The following is an 18091-nucleotide window of genomic DNA, read 5'->3' on the forward strand; positions in this document are numbered from 1 at the left end:
AAAAAACCCGCCGATGGCGGGTTTTTTTTAGGGTTGCAGATTAACTCATTCGTTAACCGGCTGTGGCTTGGTGGCCGGCGCAGTCGCCTGGCTCACCGCCGAATGGCCGCCTGCCGAGCCTTTGCCTTCAAAGTTGAAGGAAGGGCGCTGCCAGTCGCTGTGCTTGCGTTCTTCCGGCACGTAGGCCGGCGCAGGCGCTTTGGTCATCGGCGCAGTGGCGATGTGTTTGTACAGCACGTCCTGCACGGCTTTCACCGGTGCCGGCTGCTGAGCAACCACAGGCGCAGGTTCCGCGGCGATTGGCGCTGGGACTTTTTCGACCGGAGCGGCTTCTACGGCGGCTGGCGCAGGTGCGGCTTCTGCCACTGGCGTTTCTTCCGCTGGCGTGGCTTCTACCGGTGCAGTTTCGACCACAGGCTTCTCTTCCACCAGCTTGGCTTCAACCACAGGTTCTGCAGTTACGGCTTCAGCTACCGGCTCGGCTTCCACTGCCGGGGCAGTCTCTTCCGCTTTCGGTTCTTCAACTGCGGCAGGTGCCGGTGCGGCTTCCACCGGCGCCGGGGTTTCCTCGGCCGGGGTGGCAACGACCGGTGCCACGGCTGCAGCTTCTTCTTCCGTTACGGTGACGGCTGCAGTTTCAACGATGGCTTCTGGAGCCGGCTCGTTGACGCTGGCCGCAGCCTGAGTTTCTTCCACGGCAACGCTGTGTTGTTCAACCGCTGCGGCGACAACCGGTGCGGCTGCCTGTTCTACGACTTCGGCCTGCACTTCGGCTTCTTCAACCTGAGCAACCGGGTAGCTTACCCAGACTTTGCCCGACGCCATTTCCGGCGAAGCGAACGCGCCCACCAGCGGCATTGGGGATTGCAGCGGGTAACGCTCATCGCGGTAACGGCGGCGGCGCTGGCCGCTGACGCGCAGGTGACGCGGTGAACGACGGGAGCGACGCGGCATGCCTTCGCCGTTGCCGCGGTTTTCGCCCTGGGCATCGTCTTCCGGCTGTGCAGCAACGGTTTCCGGCAGCAGCTTGACGCTGTCGTTGGCGGTCGGCTGTGCGTCGGCGGCTTTCGCGACCGGCGCTTTCGGCGCCAACAGCTCTTCCGCTGCACGCTGCAGTTCTTCTTCCGCAGACAGGATGCGCACTTTCTGCGACAGAGGGCGGCGCTGACGGCGCTGCATGTTCTGCTGCTGGCGTTCTTCCTGCTCTTCGTCGGTGCTCTCGACCGCTTCAACGCTTTCCAGCGCTTTCACTTCCTGCTGAGCCTGGCGCTTCTCTTCCTGACGACGACGCTGGCGTTCAGCACGTTGCTCACGACGCTGCTGCTGATCTTCGCGCGGCGCTTTAGCGCTTTCTTCCGAGGCGGTTTCCTCAGCGACCGGTGCGTTCTGCTGCTGGTTGCGGCGGTTACGGCGCTGTTCATCGCGGGATTCACGCGATTCACGGCCTTCACGGTTCTCACGCGGTTCACGGTTGTCGCGCTCGCGATTGTCACGGCCTTCACCGCGCTCTTTACGCTCGCCGCGTTCCGGACGATCGCCACGCTCACCGCGCTCTTTACGGCCGGTGCCTTGACGGCGCTGGCCGCGACGATCCTGACGACGGTTTTCACCGTTGCCTTCCGCCTTCGGCGTTTCGGCCGGTTTGGCTTCTTCGACGGCAGGTTGTTCTTCACCGGCGAACAGGCTCTTCAGACCCCCGAACAGGCGGCCCAGGAAGCCCGGCTTGGCGGCGACCGGCGCTGCGGCTTGAGCCTTGGCGGCGGCAGCGGCAGGCTTGGCCACGGCGACAGTTTCTTCAGCCGGCGGCGGCGCATCGGCGGACAGGGAGAAGGAAGCCAGGGCCGGTTGCTCCGGACGCTTGCGTTCCATCGGCGCATCTTCCAGCGGGCGCTCCATGTCTTCTTCATGCAGCTTCGGCAGCAGGTAGCTCAGGGTAGAGGTTTCCTCACCTTTACGCACACGCAGCACCGAGTAGTGCGGGGTTTGCATCTGATCGTTCGGCACGATGACGGCTTTCACGCCGCCCTGGCGTGTTTCGATCGCGCTGACGGATTCGCGCTTTTCGTTCAGCAGGTACGAAGCGACCTGAACCGGCACGATAGCGTGAACTTCTTTGGTGTTTTCCTTCAGCGCTTCTTCTTCGATCAGGCGCAGGATGGACAGCGCCAGCGATTCGTTGTCGCGGATGGTGCCGGTGCCGTTACAGCGTGGGCACACGTGGTGGCTGGACTCGCCCAGCGACGGGCTGAGGCGCTGACGGGACATTTCCAGCAGGCCGAAACGGGAAATGCGGCCGATCTGGATGCGCGCACGGTCCTGGCGCACGGCGTCGCGCAGGCGGTTTTCCACTTCGCGCTGGTGGCGAACCGGCGTCATGTCGATGAAGTCGATGACGATCAGGCCGCCAAGGTCACGCAGGCGCAGCTGGCGAGCGATCTCGTCCGCCGCTTCCAGGTTGGTGTTGAACGCCGTCTCTTCGATGTCGCCGCCGCGGGTTGCGCGGGCGGAGTTGATGTCGATGGCGGTCAGCGCTTCGGTGCTGTCGATGACGATCGAGCCGCCGGACGGCAGGCGCACTTCGCGCTGGAAGGCTGATTCGATCTGCGATTCGATCTGGTAGTGGCTGAACAGAGGGATTTCACCGCTGTACAGTTTAATTTTGCTGCTGAAATCCGGGCGGCCCAGCGCAGCGATGTGCTCTTTGGCCAGATCGAGAATTTTCGGGTTGTCGATCAGGATTTCGCCGATGTCCGGGCGCAGGTAATCGCGGAAGGCGCGCACGATAACGTTGCTTTCCTGGTGGATCAGGAACGGCGCAGGGCGGCCTTCGGCGGCTTTTTTAATCGCTTCCCAGTGCTTCAGACGGAAGGAGAGATCCCACTGCAGCGCGTCGGCGGATTTGCCTACGCCCGCAGTGCGAACGATCAGGCCCATGCCGTCCGGCAGTTGCAACGAGGAGAGCGCTTCTTTCAGCTCGGTGCGATCGTCGCCCTCGATGCGGCGGGAAATACCACCGGCACGCGGGTTGTTCGGCATCAGCACCAGATAGCTGCCCGCCAGGCTGATGAAGGTGGTCAAGGCGGCGCCTTTGTTGCCACGTTCTTCTTTGTCTACCTGAACGATGACTTCCTGGCCTTCGCGCAGCACATCTTTGATGTTCGGGCGGCCATGGGAAGAGTAATTGCTAGGGAAGTATTCGCGGGCGATTTCTTTAAGGGGGAGGAAACCATGTCGTTCTGCGCCGTAGTCCACGAACGCTGCTTCAAGACTTGGTTCAATGCGGGTGATTTTGCCTTTGTAAATATTCGCTTTTTTCTGCTCATGACCCGGACTTTCGATATCCAAATCATACAGCCGCTGTCCATCTACGAGGGCAACACGCAACTCTTCCTGCTGAGTTGCGTTAATCAACATTCTTTTCATCTTAACTTACTCGTTATTTTTTCATTATCGACAAAGCTGCGGGCAAAATAACCTCATGGCCGGAGTTAAACCGAAAGCCCCGTGTCTTCTCGCAAAGCCGTCAACCTCACGGTTGTCGCCTGCATAGGGGCGCATTATCTCGGTAAGCCTGCTTTTCTTTGTGAAAGACAGCACTTTTACTAGGGGAATAGCCTCTGATTTACGTCGACAGATCTGATTCCATTTGCCGGCCAAGCTGCAACCCGCAGCCCGCTAATTGTTTGATTTCGCATTACGTCTTACGCCATTGCTGCGTTTTTGCGCGATCAGACAAATTTTATAATTCCACCGTTTTCCCTGTTTAACGAGAATCAACGCGGAAAGTGACTGCATTATTCCACTGCTGATGCCGTTATAGCAAGGTGACTTTTCCTTAACTGCGGAAGAAATCGCAAACGTTCAAACCGGCTTGCTGCCTTATTGTTCGCTGGGGTTTCGCCCGCCGTCAGAGAGACAGTTAAGCACAGAAAAAGATGTGGCGCTATTCACGCGCTCTATTTAGAATCCCGCACCATGAAAACGAACAATCCAGCAGTACAATTCATCACGATTTCCGACGACGAAGCCGGTCAGAGAATCGACAACTTTCTGCTCGCTCGCCTGAAAGGCGTGCCGAAGAGCATGATTTATCGCATCGTGCGTAAGGGCGAGGTGCGGGTCAATAAAGGACGCATCAAGGTCGAATACAAATTGGCGGCCGGCGACGTGGTGCGCGTGCCGCCGGTACGGGTGGCCGAGCGCGAAGAGACGCCGGTGTCGGCCAAGCTGGATAAGGTAGCCGCATTGGCCGACTGCATCCTTTATGAAGACGACTACCTGCTGATCCTCAACAAGCCCTCCGGCACCGCGGTGCATGGCGGCAGCGGCCTGAGCTTCGGCGTGATCGAAGGGCTGCGCGCGCTGCGCCCGGAAGCCCGTTTCCTCGAGCTGGTGCACCGTCTGGATCGCGACACCTCCGGCGTGCTGCTGGTGGCCAAGAAGCGCTCCGCGCTGCGCTCGCTGCACGAACAGCTGCGGCTGAAGGGGATGCAGAAGGATTATCTGGCGCTGGTGCGCGGCCAGTGGCAGTCCCACTGCAAGGCCGTACAGGCGCCGCTGCTGAAAAACATTCTGCAAAGCGGTGAGCGCATCGTGCGCGTCAGCAGCGAAGGCAAGCCTTCGGAAACCCGCTTCAAGGTGGAAGAGCGTTACGAATTCGCCACCCTGGTGAAGGCCAGCCCGATCACCGGGCGCACCCACCAGATCCGCGTGCACACGCTGCATGCCGGGCACCCGATCACCTTTGACGATCGCTATGGCGACCGCGAGTTCGATCGCCAGCTGGCGGGTACCGGCCTGAAGCGGCTGTTCCTGCACGCTGCGGCGCTGCGCTTTGAGCATCCCTCCACCGGCGAAACGATGCGCATCGAAGCGCCGATGGACGAAGAGCTGCGCCACTGCCTGCAGGTGCTGCGCCGGCAGGCGGCCAAGTAATCCGCGTCAGACCAGCGGGTTGATGCCCTCAGCCCGCAACATCTCCAACAGCGCGATCAACGGCAGGCCGATCAGGGCGTTCGGGTCCCGGCCTTCCAGCCTGTCGAACAGTGCGATCCCCAATCCTTCACTCTTAAAACTGCCTGCGCAGTTCAGCGGTTGCTCCATGCGAACATAGGCAGCGATCTCCGTTTCGCTCAGCGCGCGAAAATGCACGTGGAACGGCTCGCACAGGGCCTGCAGCTGCTTGCTGCGGCCGTTGTACAGCGCCAGGCCGGTATAAAAAGTCACGGCCTGGCCGCTGGCCTGGCGCAGCTGTGCCCGGGCGTTCTCCTCGGTATGGGGCTTGCCGGTGATGTTGCCATCGATCACGCAGACCTGATCGGAGCCGATGATCAGATGCTCGGGATAGGCGAGGGCCAGCGCCTGAGCCTTCGCCGCCGCCAGGCGCAGCACCAGCGCTTCGGCGGTTTCACCCGGCAGTGGGGTTTCATCCACCTCGGGTGCGGCGCAGTCGAAGGGCAGCTGCAGCTTCTCCAGCAGCATTTTTCGATAGGGGGAGGTGGAGGCTAAAAGCAATCTCTGCATAATTTTTTTCGCAAACCGTAGCGTAAATGGGTACGGCATTTTAAACTGTCGGCCGCTGTGGAAGCGAATATTGGTGAAAGGAGCCGTTTTACGGCCTTTTTCTTTGACTCTATGTCGTTACAAAGTTAATATGCGCGCCCTATGCAAAAGGTAAAATTACCCTTGACCATTGATGCGGTACGTACCGCTCAGAAACGCCTGGACTATGCTGGTGTCTATGCGCCTGAGCAGGTTACTCGTGTTGCCGACTCCGTGGTCAGTGTGGACAGTGATGTCGAGGTGTCGTTGTCGTTCAATATCGACAATCAGCGCCTCGCGGTGATAACAGGGCATGCGGACGTCACGGTAACGTTGATGTGCCAACGCTGTGGAGTCCCGTTCGAACATCAGGTTCACACAACATATTGTTTTAGCCCGGTCGTCAATGATGAGCAGGCTGAGGCATTACCGGAAGCGTACGAACCGATCGAAGTTGACGAGTTTGGCGAAGTCGATCTGTTGGCAATGATTGAAGACGAAATTATTCTTTCACTGCCTGTCGTTCCGGTACATGAATCTGAACACTGTGAAGTGTCCGAAGCGGACATGGTATTCGGCCAACTGCCTCCCGAGGCGGAGAAACCGAATCCGTTTGCCGTATTAGCCAGTTTAAAGCGTAAGTAATTGAGGAGTAAGGTCCATGGCCGTACAACAGAATAAACCAACCCGTTCCAAGCGTGGCATGCGTCGTTCTCACGATGCTCTGACCACGACTACTCTGTCTGTAGACAAAGTATCCGGTGAAACTCACCGTCGTCACCACATCACTGCCGACGGTTTCTACCGCGGTCGCAAGGTTATCGGCTAAGTAGCGATACCTTGACTCGTCTAACCCTGGCGTTAGATGCAATGGGCGGGGACTTCGGTCCCTGCGTCACAGTGCCTGCTTCGTTGCAGGCACTGGCCTCTAATTTACAGCTTCATCTCCTGCTGGTCGGCAATCCCGACGTCATCTCCCCTTTGCTTGCCCACGCCGATCCGGTTCTTCTGGAGCGTCTGCAAGTCGTGCCCGCCGAGTCCGTGATCGCCGGCGACGCCAAACCTTCACAAGCGATACGTGCCAGCCGCGGCACGTCGATGCGCATTGCGCTCGAGCAGCTCAGCAGCGGAAACGCGCAAGGCTGCGTCAGCGCCGGCAATACCGGCGCGCTGATGGGATTGGCGAAGCTGTTGGTCAAGCCGCTGGAGGGCATCGAACGCCCGGCGCTGATGACGGCGATCCCGAATCAGCAACGCAGTAAAACCGTGGTGCTGGATCTGGGCGCCAACGTCGAGTGCGACAGCACCATGCTGGTGCAGTTTGCCGTGATGGGCGCGGTGATGGCGGAAGAGGTGATCGGCATTGCGCAACCGCGGGTGGCGCTGCTGAATATTGGCGAAGAAGAGACCAAAGGCCTGGATAATATCCGCGAAGCGGCCGCTGTGCTAAAAAATACTCCGGCAATCAACTATATTGGTTACCTGGAAGGAAACGAACTGCTCACCGGTAAGACCGACGTGTTGGTTTGCGATGGCTTCGTGGGCAACGTCACCCTGAAAACCATGGAAGGGGTGGTCAGGGTATTCTTATCGCTGCTGAAATCGTCCGGCGACGGAAACAAGCAAGCGTGGTGGCTGAAATTGTTGGGCCGTTGGTTGCAAAAACGGGTGGTTAAGCGGTTCGGCCACCTGAACCCCGACCAGTATAATGGCGCATGTCTGTTAGGATTGCGCAGCACCGTAGTCAAGAGCCACGGCGCTGCGAACCCTCACGCGTTTGCAGTCGCAATCGAACAGGCTGTGCAGGCGGTGCAGCGGCAAGTCCCGGAAAGGATTGCTGCGCGCCTTGAGGCTGTATTACCTAAGAGTGACTGATCGTACATGTATACAAAGATTCTCGGTACGGGGAGTTATTTGCCCGTACAAGTGCGCACCAATGCTGATTTGGAAAAAATGGTGGATACCTCTGACGAGTGGATCGTCACGCGTACCGGTATCCGCGAACGTCGCATCGCCGCTGCGGATGAAACCGTTGCGACGATGAGCTTCCAGGCCGCTGAGAAAGCGCTGGAAATGGCAGGTGTGGCTAAAGAAGACATTGGGCTGATCGTCGTGGCGACCACCACGACCACTCACGCGTTCCCGAGCGCGGCGTGCCTGGTGCAGCAAATGCTGGGCATCAAAGACTGCGCGGCGTTCGATCTGGCTGCGGCCTGCGCCGGCTTCACTTACGCGCTCAGCGTGGCCGATCAGTACGTGAAAAACGGCGCGGTCAAACATGCGCTGGTTATCGGCGCGGACGTCTTGTCGCGCACGCTGGATCCTGAAGATCGCGGCACCATCATTCTGTTTGGCGATGGCGCAGGGGCGGTGGTGCTGGGGGCTTCTGAAGCGCCGGGCATTCTGTCTACCCATCTGCATGCCGACGGCAGCTACGGCAACCTGCTGACGCTGCCGTACAAGGATCGTCAGAATCAAGACAAGCCGGCCTATGTCACCATGGCGGGCAACGAAGTCTTCAAGGTTGCGGTTACCGAGCTGGCGCGCATCGTCGATGAGACGTTGCAGGCCAACAACATGGACCGCAGCGAGCTGGATTGGCTGGTACCGCACCAGGCCAACCTGCGCATCATCAGCGCAACGGCGAAAAAACTGGGCATGGGAATGGACAAAGTGGTGGTGACGCTCGATCGTCACGGCAACACCTCTGCCGCCTCGGTGCCTTCCGCGCTGGACGAAGCCGTGCGCGACGGGCGAATTCAGCGTGGCCAACTGGTGCTGCTGGAGGCCTTCGGCGGCGGCTTTACCTGGGGCTCGGCGCTGGTTCGTTTCTGATTTGGACAGGAAGAAAAAATGACGCAATTTGCTTTTGTTTTCCCGGGCCAAGGGTCACAGACCGTTGGCATGCTGGCCGAATTGGCCGCACAGTTCCCGATCGTCGAAGAAACCTTCGGCGAGGCCTCTTCCGCCCTGGGTTACGACCTGTGGCAGCTGGTGCAGCAAGGCCCGGCGGAAGAGCTGAACAAAACCTGGCAGACCCAACCGGCTCTGCTGGCCGCCTCGGTGGCGATTTTCCGCGTTTGGCAGCAGCAGGGCGGTAAAGCGCCTGCGCTGATGGCGGGTCACAGCCTGGGCGAATACTCGGCGCTGGTCTGCGCCGGCGTGCTGGACTTCAAGGCGGCGATCCGTCTGGTCGAGCTGCGCGGCAAGCTGATGCAGGAAGCGGTGCCGGAAGGCACCGGCGCGATGTACGCCATCATCGGTCTGGACAACGACGCGATCGCCAAAGCGTGTGAAGAGTCTGCGCAAGGGCAGGTGGTTTCTCCGGTCAACTTCAACTCGCCGGGCCAGGTGGTCATCGCCGGCAACAAAGAAGCGGTTGAGCGCGCAGGCGCCGCCTGCAAAGCCGCCGGCGCCAAGCGTGCGCTGCCGCTGCCGGTGAGCGTGCCTTCGCACTGCGCGCTGATGAAGCCGGCCGCCGACAAGCTGGCCGTGGCGCTGCAGGACATCACCTTCAACGCGCCGCAGGTGCCGGTGGTGAACAACGTCGACGTGCGCACCGAAAACGATCCGGAAGCGATCCGCAGCGCGCTGGTGCGTCAGCTGTACAGCCCGGTACGTTGGACCGAGAGCGTAGAATTTATCGCAGCACAGGGAGTGACGTCGCTGCTGGAAGTGGGGCCGGGCAAAGTGCTGACCGGCCTGACTAAACGTATTGTTGACACCCTGACGGCTGCGGCGGTGAACGACACCGCCAGCCTGTCGGCGGCGCTTGAACAATAAAGAGGAAAATGATGAGCTTCGAAGGTAAAATCGTTCTGGTCACCGGCGCGAGCCGCGGTATTGGCCGAGCTATTGCAGAAACGTTTGTGGCACGCGGCGCCAAAGTGATCGGCACCGCAACCAGCGAGAGCGGCGCTGAAGCGATCAGCAGCTACCTGGGCGCAAACGGTAAAGGGTTTATGTTGAACGTTGTTGATGCGCAATCTATCGACAGCGTGCTGGCATCGATTCGCGCCGAATTTGGCGAAATCGACATTTTAGTGAATAATGCCGGCATCACGCGTGATAACCTGCTGATGCGTATGAAGGATGACGAGTGGGAGGATATCCTCGACACCAACCTGACTTCCGTATTCCGCCTGTCAAAAGCGGTAATGCGCGCTATGATGAAAAAGCGGTTTGGCCGTATCATCACCATCGGTTCCGTTGTCGGCACCATGGGGAACGCAGGGCAGGCGAACTACGCGGCGGCTAAAGCCGGTTTGATTGGTTTTAGCAAATCTTTGGCACGTGAAGTTGCTTCGCGTGGCATTACGGTCAACGTCGTGGCACCTGGCTTTATTGAGACGGACATGACACGGGCGTTGACAGATGATCAACGCGCAGGCATTTTGTCATCAGTTCCAGCCAACCGGCTGGGCGATGCTAAAGAAATCGCCAGCGCTGTTGCATTTTTGGCCTCTGATGAGGCCGGCTATATCACCGGTGAAACGTTACATGTCAATGGCGGCATGTACATGATTTAAAAAATGTGAAAACCATTTGCGTTATTTGAGGCAAAAACCGCAAAATAGCGTAAAATCGTGGTTTGACCAGCCGGGATTTAGTTGCATCTTTTTCAGCATTTTATACACTACGAAAACCATCGCGAAAGCGAGTTTTGATAGGAAATTTAAGAGTATGAGCACTATCGAAGAACGCGTTAAGAAAATCATTGTTGAGCAACTGGGTGTTAAACAGGAAGAAGTTTTGAACAACGCTTCTTTCGTTGAAGATCTGGGCGCTGATTCTCTTGACACCGTTGAGCTGGTAATGGCACTGGAAGAAGAATTCGACACCGAGATTCCAGACGAAGAAGCTGAGAAGATCACTACTGTTCAGGCAGCTATTGATTTCATCAACGCTAGCCAGCAGTAAGAGAACATATCTAGGCGGTCGTTCGACCGCCTAAGTTTTTTCTATCCCTAGTGTCATATTTTTCCCTCCCTGGAGGACAAACGTGTCTAAGCGTCGAGTAGTTGTGACCGGACTGGGCATGTTGTCTCCTGTCGGCAATACGGTAGAGTCCACGTGGAACGCTCTTCTTGCCGGTCAGAGTGGCATCAGCCTGATCGACCATTTCGATACCACTGCCTATGCGACCAAGTTTGCTGGCCTGGTAAAGAATTTTAATTCTGAGGATTTCATCTCTCGCAAAGATGCGCGCAAGATGGACGCCTTTATCCAGTACGGTATCGCTGCCGGCATGCAAGCCATGCAGGATGCAGGTCTGGACATCACCGAGGCTAACGCCACCCGCATTGGAGCCGCGATCGGTTCCGGCATCGGCGGCCTGGGTTTGATCGAAGAAAACCACAGTTCACTGGTTAACGGTGGCCCACGGAAAATCAGTCCGTTCTTCGTGCCATCCACCATCGTGAATATGATTGCAGGCCACCTGACAATCATGTACGGCATGCGTGGCCCAAGCATTTCCATCGCCACCGCCTGTACTTCAGGTGTGCACAACATCGGCCATGCGGCGCGTATCATTGCTTACAATGATGCTGACGTGATGCTGGCCGGTGGGGCAGAGAAAGCCAGCACCCCATTGGGCGTCGGCGGCTTTGGCGCAGCGCGCGCCCTGTCCACCCGTAATGACAACCCGCAGGCGGCGAGCCGTCCGTGGGATAAAGACCGCGACGGCTTCGTGCTGGGCGACGGTGCCGGCATGATGGTGCTGGAAGAGTACGAGCACGCGAAAAAACGCGGCGCGAAAATCTACGCCGAAGTGGTCGGTTTTGGGATGAGCAGCGATGCTTATCACATGACGTCGCCACCGGAAAACGGCGCGGGCGCTGCGCTGGCGATGGAAAATGCCCTGCTTGACGCCGGTGTGACCCCGTCACAAATCGGCTACATCAATGCGCACGGCACCTCTACGCCGGCGGGTGACCAGGCGGAAGCGCAGGCGGTGAAATCCGTCTTCGGCGCCGATGCCCACCGCGTGCTGGTGAGTTCGACCAAATCGATGACTGGCCACCTGTTGGGTGCGGCAGGCGCGATCGAGTCTATCTTCACCGTGCTGGCGCTGCGCGATCAGGCGGTACCGCCAACCATCAACCTGGATAACCCGGATGAAGGTTGCGATCTGGACTTCGTGCCTCACGAAGCGCGTCAGGTCAGCGATATGGAGTTCACCCTGTGTAACTCCTTCGGCTTTGGCGGCACCAACGGCTCGCTGATCTTCCGCCGAGTGTAACTCGCGCTGCGGATAGCTGACGAAAGCCCGGTTTTTTAACCGGGCTTTTTTACGCCCGCCGTTTGGCCGCCGGCGGGGCTGCGTATCGTCTCGCCGCCTGCTATCCTGCGAGCGTAATGAAATAGCCCGGCAACAGGAGGAAGCATGTACTGGATTAACGGACAACGCCACGATGCGCTGGCGCCGAGCGATCGTGGCCTGCAGTTCGGCGATGGCTGCTTTACTACCGCCCGGGTTATCGACGGTAAAATCGAGCTGCTGCCCTGGCATCTGGAGCGGCTGCAGCAAGCGGCGCAGCGGCTGATGCTGCCTGCCACCGATTGGCTGGCTTTCGAGCGGGAGATGGCGCTGGCGGCCGAATCAATTCCGCTCGGCGTGGTCAAAGCGATACTGACGCGCGGCAGCGGCGGGCGGGGTTACAGCCCGACGGGGTGCGAAAACCCGACGCGTATCATCGCCCGCAGCAGCTACCCTGCGCACTATTTGCAGTGGCGCGAGCAGGGCATCACGCTTGCGCTCAGCCCGGTGGCGCTGGCGCGCAATCCGTTGCTGGCGGGGTTGAAGCATTTGAACCGCCTGGAGCAGGTGCTGATCCGCGCGCATCTTGACCAGACGGCCGCCGACGAGGCGCTGGTGCTTGACACTGCCGGTATGCTGGTGGAATGCTGTGCGGCTAATTTGTTCTGGCGTAAGGGAAAAGCGGTATTTACCCCGGATCTGAGCCAGGCCGGCGTCGCGGGCCTGATGCGGCGGCGGGTGATCGCGCTGCTGGCGGGCTCGGAATACCGTCTGCAGTGCGTCAGTGAACCGCTGGAGACGCTGGCCGATGCCGACGAAGTGCTGGTGAGCAATGCGCTGATGCCGCTGCTGCCGGTAAACGCTGCGCAATCATGGCGTTATGCTTCGCGCCAGCTGTATGATTTTTTGCGTCCACACTGTTAACCATGGCTGATTGATGAAGAAAAGAAAGCTGAAGGTCCTGTCTGTTATTGTTGTTCTGGTATTGGCGCTGCTGTTTTGGGGCTACCAGAAGATCGAACGCTTTGCCGATACGCCGCTGGCTATCCAGCAAGAAACCATCTTCAAACTGCCGGCCGGCACCGGCCGGGTAGCGCTGGAAGGGCTACTGGTACGCGATAAGCTGGTGCACAACGGGCGCTGGTTCCAGTGGCTGCTGAAGCTGGAGCCGGAGTTGGCGGAGTTTAAAGCCGGTACCTACCGGTTCACGCCGGGCATGACGGTGCGCCAGATGCTGAAACTGTTGGCCAGCGGCAAAGAGGCGCAGTTCACCGCACGCTTTATCGAAGGCTCACGCCTGCGTGATTGGCAGCAGGTGCTGCAGCAGTCCAAATACCTGAAACACACCCTGGCGGGCAAGAGCGAAGCGGAGATTGCCGCAGCGCTCGGCATTCCTGCGGGAGAAACGCCGGAAGGGCATTTGTACCCGGATACCTATCAGTATACCGCCGGCATGAGCGACATCGCGCTGCTCAAACGCGCACACGTGCGCATGAACAAAGCGCTGCAGGCCGCCTGGGCCGGCCGCGATACCAGCCTGCCGTATAAAACGCCGGAAGATCTGCTGACCATGGCCTCGATCGTCGAGAAAGAGACCGCGGTGCCGGAAGAGCGCAGCAAGGTCGCGTCGGTGTTCGTCAACCGCTTGCGCATCGGCATGCGCCTGCAGACCGATCCGACGGTGATCTACGGCATGGGCGAAAGCTATAATGGCAACATCACGCGCAAGGATCTGGAGACGCCGACGCCGTACAACACCTATGTGATCGCCGGCCTGCCGCCAACGCCGATCGCCATGCCGGGGGAGGCCTCGCTGCAGGCGGCCGCCAATCCGGCCAAAACGCCTTATCTCTATTTTGTCGCCGACGGCAAGGGTGGGCATACCTTCACCACCAATCTGGCGAGCCATAACCAGGCGGTGCGCGTGTACCGTCAGGCGTTAAAGGAAAAGAATGAAAAGTAAATTCGTTGTTATCGAAGGGCTGGAAGGCGCGGGTAAAACCACCGCGCGCGATACGGTGGTCAATGTGCTGCGCGAACACGGTGTCAGCGACATCGTCTTCACCCGCGAGCCGGGCGGCACGCCGCTGGCGGAGAAGCTGCGCGATCTGTTCAAACGTGGCATCGACGGCGAATTGCCGACCATCAAGGCCGAAGTATTGATGCTGTACGCCGCGCGCGTGCAGCTGGTGGAGACCGTGATTAAACCGGCCCTGGCGCGCGGCGCCTGGGTGGTGGGCGATCGCCACGATCTCTCTTCACAGGCTTACCAGGGCGGCGGACGCGGCGTGGATCCGCAGTTGATGAGCTCGCTGCGCGACACCGTGCTGGGGGATTTTCGCCCGGACTTGACGGTCTATCTCGATCTGCCGCCGCTGGTCGGCCTGCAACGCGCACAGGCGCGCGGTCAGTTGGATCGCATCGAACAGGAAGCGCTGCCGTTCTTCGAGCGCACCCGCGCTCGCTATCTCGAGCTGGCGGCGCAGGATAAAACCATCGTCACCGTCGACGCCGCCCAGCCGCTGGAGCAGGTGACCGCGGCGATCCGCGACTGCGTCGGCCACTGGCTACGGCAGCAGGAAGGCGCATAATGAACTGGTACCCGTGGCTGAACGGCCCTTATCGCCAGCTGGTTGGGCAGTACGCCGACGGCCGCGGCCATCATGCGCTGCTGCTGCACGCGGCGCCGGGCAACGGTGACGACGCGCTGGCCTACGGCCTGAGCCGCTGGTTGATCTGCCAGCAGCGCAACGGTGAAAAAAGCTGCGGCGAGTGCCACAGCTGCCGGCTGATGCTGGCGGGGAACCACCCGGATTATCACGTGCTGGCGCCGGAAAAGGGCAAGAGCAGCCTGGGGATCGAGCCGATCCGCCAGGTGATTGAAACGCTGTACGCCCACGCGCAGCAGGGCGGCGCCAAAGTGATTTGGCTGCCGCAGGCGGAACAGCTGACCGAGGCGGCGGCCAACGCGCTGCTTAAAACGCTGGAAGAGCCGCCGGAGAAAACCTATTTTCTGCTGGGTTGCCGTGAGCCGTCGCGGCTGATGGCGACGCTGCGCAGCCGCTGCCTGTACTGGCATTTGGCCAGCCCGGATGAACAGCTCAGCCTGCAGTGGCTGGGCCGACAGGCGGCCGGATCTCAGACGGACCGCCTCACGGCGCTGCGCCTGCACGACGGCGCGCCGTTGGCCGCCGAACAGCTGTTGCAGCCGCAGCAGTGGCAACAGCGCAGCGCCCTGTGCGCCGCGTTGAACGCCGCGCTGCCGCAGCGCGATATGCTGTCGCTGTTGCCGGTGTTGAACCATGAAGACGTCGCCGAGCGCCTGCACTGGCTGTGCGCGCTGCTGGTGGACGCGATGAAGTGGCAGCAGGGCGCGCATCAGTATGTATTGAATCAGGATCAGCAGCCGCTGGTGCATCAGCTGGCCAGCCTGCTGAGCAGCGCCTCGCTGCAGCAGATTGTGCAGCAGTGGCTGAACTGCCGCCATCAGCTGCTCAGCGTGGTGGGCGTCAATCGCGAGCTGCTGCTGACCGAACAGTTACTTCGCTGGGAACAGATGCTCGGCGCCGCCGGCTATTCCCACCCTCATTCGCTGTAAAGTAAAAGAGTTAAACATTATGTTGTTAGTCGATTCTCATTGCCACCTTGACAGTCTGGATTATCAAACGCTGCACCAGAATGTGGACGATGCGCTGGCCAAGGCCAAAGCATGCGACGTCGGCTATGTGCTGGCGGTCGCTACCACGCTACCGGGCTACCGTTCCATGACCGAGCTGATCGGCAAGCGCAACGACGTGGCCTTCTCCTGCGGGGTGCATCCGCTCAATCTGGAAGAGGGGTATGATTACGCCGAGCTGCGCCGCCTGGCGGCGGCGGAACAGGTGGTAGCGCTGGGGGAAACCGGGCTCGATTACTTCTACCAGAAAGACAACCTCGAGCTGCAGCAGGACTCTTTCCGCGAACATATCCGCATCGGCCGGGATCTGAACAAACCGGTGATCGTCCACACCCGCGATGCGCGTGCGGACACGCTGGCGATCCTGCGTGAAGAGAACGCACAGGATTGCGGCGGCGTACTTCACTGCTTCACCGAAGATCTGGCCACGGCCGAAGCGCTGCTGGATCTGGGCTTCTACATCTCCTTCTCGGGCATCGTGACCTTCCGCAACGCCGAACAGCTGCGTGAGGTGGCCCGCTATGTGCCGCTGGATCGCATTCTGGTGGAAACCGACTCGCCTTATCTGGCGCCGGTGCCGCATCGGGGCAAAGAAAACCAACCCGCCTATGTGCGCGATGTGGCTGAATATATGGCGGTATTGAAGGGCGTCAGCCTGGAACAACTGGCCGAAGCGACCACCGCCAACTTTTCACGCTTATTTCACCTCGATCTGTGATCTTTGACCTAGGCTATAGCTGTAGGTCATTGTCTGCGTAATTTTTTTTAAGCTCGTAATTAATCACTGAAACGGGTAAGGTTCCCTCCCGTTTCAGGGGGATTGATGCGTGTTTTTTGGCCCGTTTTGCCAAAAAACAGCCGGTTTATGCAAAGTTACCGCAGCTCGATCATCGAAACGTGATTGTCATCAAACATTGCGCAGGCTATTTATTTTACTCTGCGTAATAAATTCAAGGGGTGCTCAGACACCCTGAATTGCAGGGGTTTTTCTCCCCCCCTTGCAGCGCGAATTATCGCGACAAGAAGTAGCAAAGCATTATTACTCAGGAGCACACTCAACTATGTTCAAGAACGCATTTGCAAACCTGCAAAAAGTAGGTAAATCGCTCATGCTGCCGGTGTCCGTGTTGCCTATCGCAGGTATCCTGCTGGGCGTCGGCTCCGCCAACTTTAGCTGGCTACCTGCGGTAGTCTCCCACGTGATGGCGGAAGCGGGCGGTTCGGTCTTCGCCAACATGCCGCTGATTTTCGCCATCGGCGTCGCCCTGGGCTTCACCAACAACGACGGCGTTTCCGCGTTGGCGGCGGTGGTGGCCTACGGCATCATGGTGAAAACCATGGCGGTAGTTGCGCCGCTGGTGCTGCACCTGCCGGCTGAAGAGATTGCGGCCAAACACCTGGCGGATACCGGTGTGCTCGGGGGGATTATCTCCGGCGCCATCGCGGCCTATATGTTCAACCGCTTCTTCCGCATTCAACTGCCGGAATACCTGGGCTTCTTTGCCGGTAAGCGTTTCGTGCCGATCATTTCCGGTCTGGCGGCGATCGTTCTGGGCGTAGTGCTGTCCTTCATCTGGCCGCCGATCGGTACGGCTATCCAGACCTTCTCGCAGTGGGCGGCTTATCAGAACCCGGTCGTGGCCTTCGGCATTTACGGCGTGGTTGAGCGTGCTCTGGTGCCATTCGGTCTGCACCACATCTGGAACGTACCGTTCCAAATGCAAATCGGTGAATTTACCAACGCGGCGGGCCAGGTATTCCACGGCGACATCCCTCGCTACATGGCGGGTGACCCAACCGCGGGCAAACTGTCCGGCGGCTTCCTGTTCAAAATGTACGGTCTGCCTGCTGCGGCCATCGCCATCTGGCACTCGGCCAAGCCGGAAAACCGCGCGAAAGTCGGCGGCATCATGATCTCCGCCGCGCTGACCTCGTTCCTGACCGGTATCACCGAGCCGATCGAGTTCTCCTTCATGTTCGTCGCGCCGATCCTGTACGTGATCCACGCTATCCTGGCCGGCCTGGCGTTCCCAATCTGCATCCTGTTGGGCATGCGTGACGGCACCAGCTTCTCGCATGGCCTGATCGACTTTATCGTACTGAGCGGCAACAGCAGCAAAATCTGGCTGTTCCCGATCGTCGGCATCGTCTACGGTCTGGTGTACTACACCATCTTCCGCGTGCTGATCGCCAAGCTGGATCTGAAAACCCCGGGCCGTGAAGACACCGCTGCCGAGCAGACTGCGCAGGGCGGTTCCGAAATGTCCGCGGCGCTGGTTCAGGCCTTCGGCGGTAAAGAAAACATCACTAACCTGGATGCTTGCATCACCCGTCTGCGCGTCAGCGTGGCCGACGTGTCCAAAGTTGACCAGGCGGGCCTGAAGAAACTGGGCGCAGCCGGCGTAGTCGTCGCTGGCTCCGGCGTGCAGGCCATCTTCGGCACCAAGTCCGACAACCTGAAAACCGATATGGACGAATACATCCGTAATCACTGATTCAGGCAGGGGAGTTACCAAGGGAGGCGAAAGCCTCCCTTTTTTATTCCTAACTTAAAACCACGTCCTGTGGACGTGGTTATCGACTCGGTTTTGGCTCTGCCTGTAAAAACCTGC

General features: G+C 59.4%; 17 protein-coding genes. 15 read left to right on the top strand and 2 right to left on the bottom strand.

Features of this window, described 5'->3' with window-relative positions; translation table 11 throughout:
- Positions 1-45: 45 nt before the first annotated feature.
- Positions 46-3423: a ribonuclease E gene (gene rne, locus AC4PR2_RS21020; protein ID WP_492175426.1), complete on the bottom strand. Its 3378-nt coding sequence runs from the start codon at positions 3421-3423 to the stop codon at positions 46-48.
- A 552-nt stretch (positions 3424-3975) separates the two neighbouring features.
- Between rne and rluC the strand changes: the two genes are divergently transcribed.
- Positions 3976-4935 carry a 23S rRNA pseudouridine(955/2504/2580) synthase RluC gene (gene rluC / locus AC4PR2_RS21025; RefSeq protein ID WP_492175427.1) on the top strand — a complete coding sequence of 320 codons (960 nt, stop codon included), beginning with the start codon at positions 3976-3978 and terminating at the stop codon, positions 4933-4935.
- Between the two features lie 6 nt (positions 4936-4941).
- Here rluC and AC4PR2_RS21030 read toward each other — a convergent pair whose 3' ends face one another.
- The gene (locus AC4PR2_RS21030) at positions 4942-5523 is read right to left on the bottom strand and encodes a Maf family protein (RefSeq protein ID WP_060440208.1); all 582 of its coding nucleotides are present in this window, start codon (positions 5521-5523) and stop codon (positions 4942-4944) included.
- Between the two features lie 141 nt (positions 5524-5664).
- Here AC4PR2_RS21030 and yceD point away from each other — a divergent pair, with 141 nt between their 5' ends.
- The 14 genes from yceD (at position 5665) to ptsG (ending at position 17974) form a co-directional block, all read left to right on the top strand.
- The gene (gene yceD / locus AC4PR2_RS21035; protein WP_004927780.1) at positions 5665-6186 is read left to right on the top strand and encodes a 23S rRNA accumulation protein YceD; all 522 of its coding nucleotides are present in this window, start codon (positions 5665-5667) and stop codon (positions 6184-6186) included.
- 16 nt (positions 6187-6202) lie between these two features.
- Positions 6203-6370, top strand: a complete 168-nt coding sequence (rpmF, locus tag AC4PR2_RS21040; protein WP_004927778.1) for a 50S ribosomal protein L32 — start codon at positions 6203-6205, stop codon at positions 6368-6370.
- Positions 6371-6381: 11 nt separating this feature from the next.
- Positions 6382-7416, top strand: coding sequence for a phosphate acyltransferase PlsX (gene plsX, locus AC4PR2_RS21045; RefSeq protein WP_071845251.1), 1035 nt, complete (start codon positions 6382-6384; stop codon positions 7414-7416).
- Positions 7417-7422: 6 nt separating this feature from the next.
- Positions 7423-8376, top strand: a complete 954-nt coding sequence (locus tag AC4PR2_RS21050; protein WP_025302411.1) for a beta-ketoacyl-ACP synthase III — start codon at positions 7423-7425, stop codon at positions 8374-8376.
- Between the two features lie 18 nt (positions 8377-8394).
- The gene (fabD, locus tag AC4PR2_RS21055) at positions 8395-9324 is read left to right on the top strand and encodes an ACP S-malonyltransferase (RefSeq protein WP_015377451.1); all 930 of its coding nucleotides are present in this window, start codon (positions 8395-8397) and stop codon (positions 9322-9324) included.
- Positions 9325-9335: 11 nt separating this feature from the next.
- Positions 9336-10070: a 3-oxoacyl-ACP reductase FabG gene (gene fabG / locus AC4PR2_RS21060; protein ID WP_016928193.1), complete on the top strand. Its 735-nt coding sequence runs from the start codon at positions 9336-9338 to the stop codon at positions 10068-10070.
- Positions 10071-10224: 154 nt separating this feature from the next.
- Positions 10225-10461, top strand: coding sequence for an acyl carrier protein (gene acpP, locus AC4PR2_RS21065; RefSeq protein WP_004719003.1), 237 nt, complete (start codon positions 10225-10227; stop codon positions 10459-10461).
- Positions 10462-10543: 82 nt separating this feature from the next.
- Positions 10544-11785, top strand: coding sequence for a beta-ketoacyl-ACP synthase II (gene fabF, locus AC4PR2_RS21070; RefSeq protein WP_049197999.1), 1242 nt, complete (start codon positions 10544-10546; stop codon positions 11783-11785).
- A gap of 144 nt (positions 11786-11929) precedes the next feature.
- Positions 11930-12727 (top strand): aminodeoxychorismate lyase, encoded by a 798-nt coding sequence (gene pabC / locus AC4PR2_RS21075; protein ID WP_337046503.1) that lies wholly within the window; start codon positions 11930-11932, stop codon positions 12725-12727.
- 13 nt (positions 12728-12740) lie between these two features.
- Positions 12741-13766, top strand: coding sequence for an endolytic transglycosylase MltG (mltG, locus tag AC4PR2_RS21080; protein ID WP_049197996.1), 1026 nt, complete (start codon positions 12741-12743; stop codon positions 13764-13766).
- Positions 13756-14394, top strand: coding sequence for a dTMP kinase (gene tmk, locus AC4PR2_RS21085; RefSeq protein WP_033646442.1), 639 nt, complete (start codon positions 13756-13758; stop codon positions 14392-14394). The genes mltG and tmk overlap by 11 nt, the downstream gene beginning before the upstream one ends.
- Positions 14394-15401: a DNA polymerase III subunit delta' gene (gene holB, locus AC4PR2_RS21090; RefSeq protein WP_102984845.1), complete on the top strand. Its 1008-nt coding sequence runs from the start codon at positions 14394-14396 to the stop codon at positions 15399-15401. Before tmk ends, holB begins: the two co-directional genes overlap by 1 nt.
- Before the next feature lie 19 nt (positions 15402-15420).
- Entirely contained in the window at positions 15421-16197 is a 777-nt protein-coding gene (locus AC4PR2_RS21095; protein ID WP_047575663.1) for a metal-dependent hydrolase, read from the top strand.
- A gap of 343 nt (positions 16198-16540) precedes the next feature.
- Positions 16541-17974, top strand: a complete 1434-nt coding sequence (ptsG, locus tag AC4PR2_RS21100) for a PTS glucose transporter subunit IIBC (RefSeq protein WP_016928184.1) — start codon at positions 16541-16543, stop codon at positions 17972-17974.
- Positions 17975-18091: the final 117 nt, after the last annotated feature.

The sequence above is a fragment of the Serratia sp. A07 genome (assembly GCF_058725505.1).

Excerpts from the sequence above, each read along its gene's own strand:
- rne (WP_492175426.1), bottom strand. The coding sequence starts at position 3,423 with ATGAAAAGAATGTTGATTAACGCAACTCAGCAGGAAGAGTTGCGTGTT.
- rluC (WP_492175427.1), top strand. The coding sequence starts at position 3,976 with ATGAAAACGAACAATCCAGCAGTACAATTCATCACGATTTCCGACGAC.
- AC4PR2_RS21030 (WP_060440208.1), bottom strand. The coding sequence starts at position 5,523 with ATGCAGAGATTGCTTTTAGCCTCCACCTCCCCCTATCGAAAAATGCTG.
- yceD (WP_004927780.1), top strand. The coding sequence starts at position 5,665 with ATGCAAAAGGTAAAATTACCCTTGACCATTGATGCGGTACGTACCGCT.
- rpmF (WP_004927778.1), top strand. The coding sequence starts at position 6,203 with ATGGCCGTACAACAGAATAAACCAACCCGTTCCAAGCGTGGCATGCGT.
- AC4PR2_RS21050 (WP_025302411.1), top strand. The coding sequence starts at position 7,423 with ATGTATACAAAGATTCTCGGTACGGGGAGTTATTTGCCCGTACAAGTG.
- fabD (WP_015377451.1), top strand. The coding sequence starts at position 8,395 with ATGACGCAATTTGCTTTTGTTTTCCCGGGCCAAGGGTCACAGACCGTT.
- fabG (WP_016928193.1), top strand. The coding sequence starts at position 9,336 with ATGAGCTTCGAAGGTAAAATCGTTCTGGTCACCGGCGCGAGCCGCGGT.
- acpP (WP_004719003.1), top strand. The coding sequence starts at position 10,225 with ATGAGCACTATCGAAGAACGCGTTAAGAAAATCATTGTTGAGCAACTG.
- pabC (WP_337046503.1), top strand. The coding sequence starts at position 11,930 with ATGTACTGGATTAACGGACAACGCCACGATGCGCTGGCGCCGAGCGAT.
- mltG (WP_049197996.1), top strand. The coding sequence starts at position 12,741 with ATGAAGAAAAGAAAGCTGAAGGTCCTGTCTGTTATTGTTGTTCTGGTA.
- tmk (WP_033646442.1), top strand. The coding sequence starts at position 13,756 with ATGAAAAGTAAATTCGTTGTTATCGAAGGGCTGGAAGGCGCGGGTAAA.
- holB (WP_102984845.1), top strand. The coding sequence starts at position 14,394 with ATGAACTGGTACCCGTGGCTGAACGGCCCTTATCGCCAGCTGGTTGGG.
- AC4PR2_RS21095 (WP_047575663.1), top strand. The coding sequence starts at position 15,421 with ATGTTGTTAGTCGATTCTCATTGCCACCTTGACAGTCTGGATTATCAA.
- ptsG (WP_016928184.1), top strand. The coding sequence starts at position 16,541 with ATGTTCAAGAACGCATTTGCAAACCTGCAAAAAGTAGGTAAATCGCTC.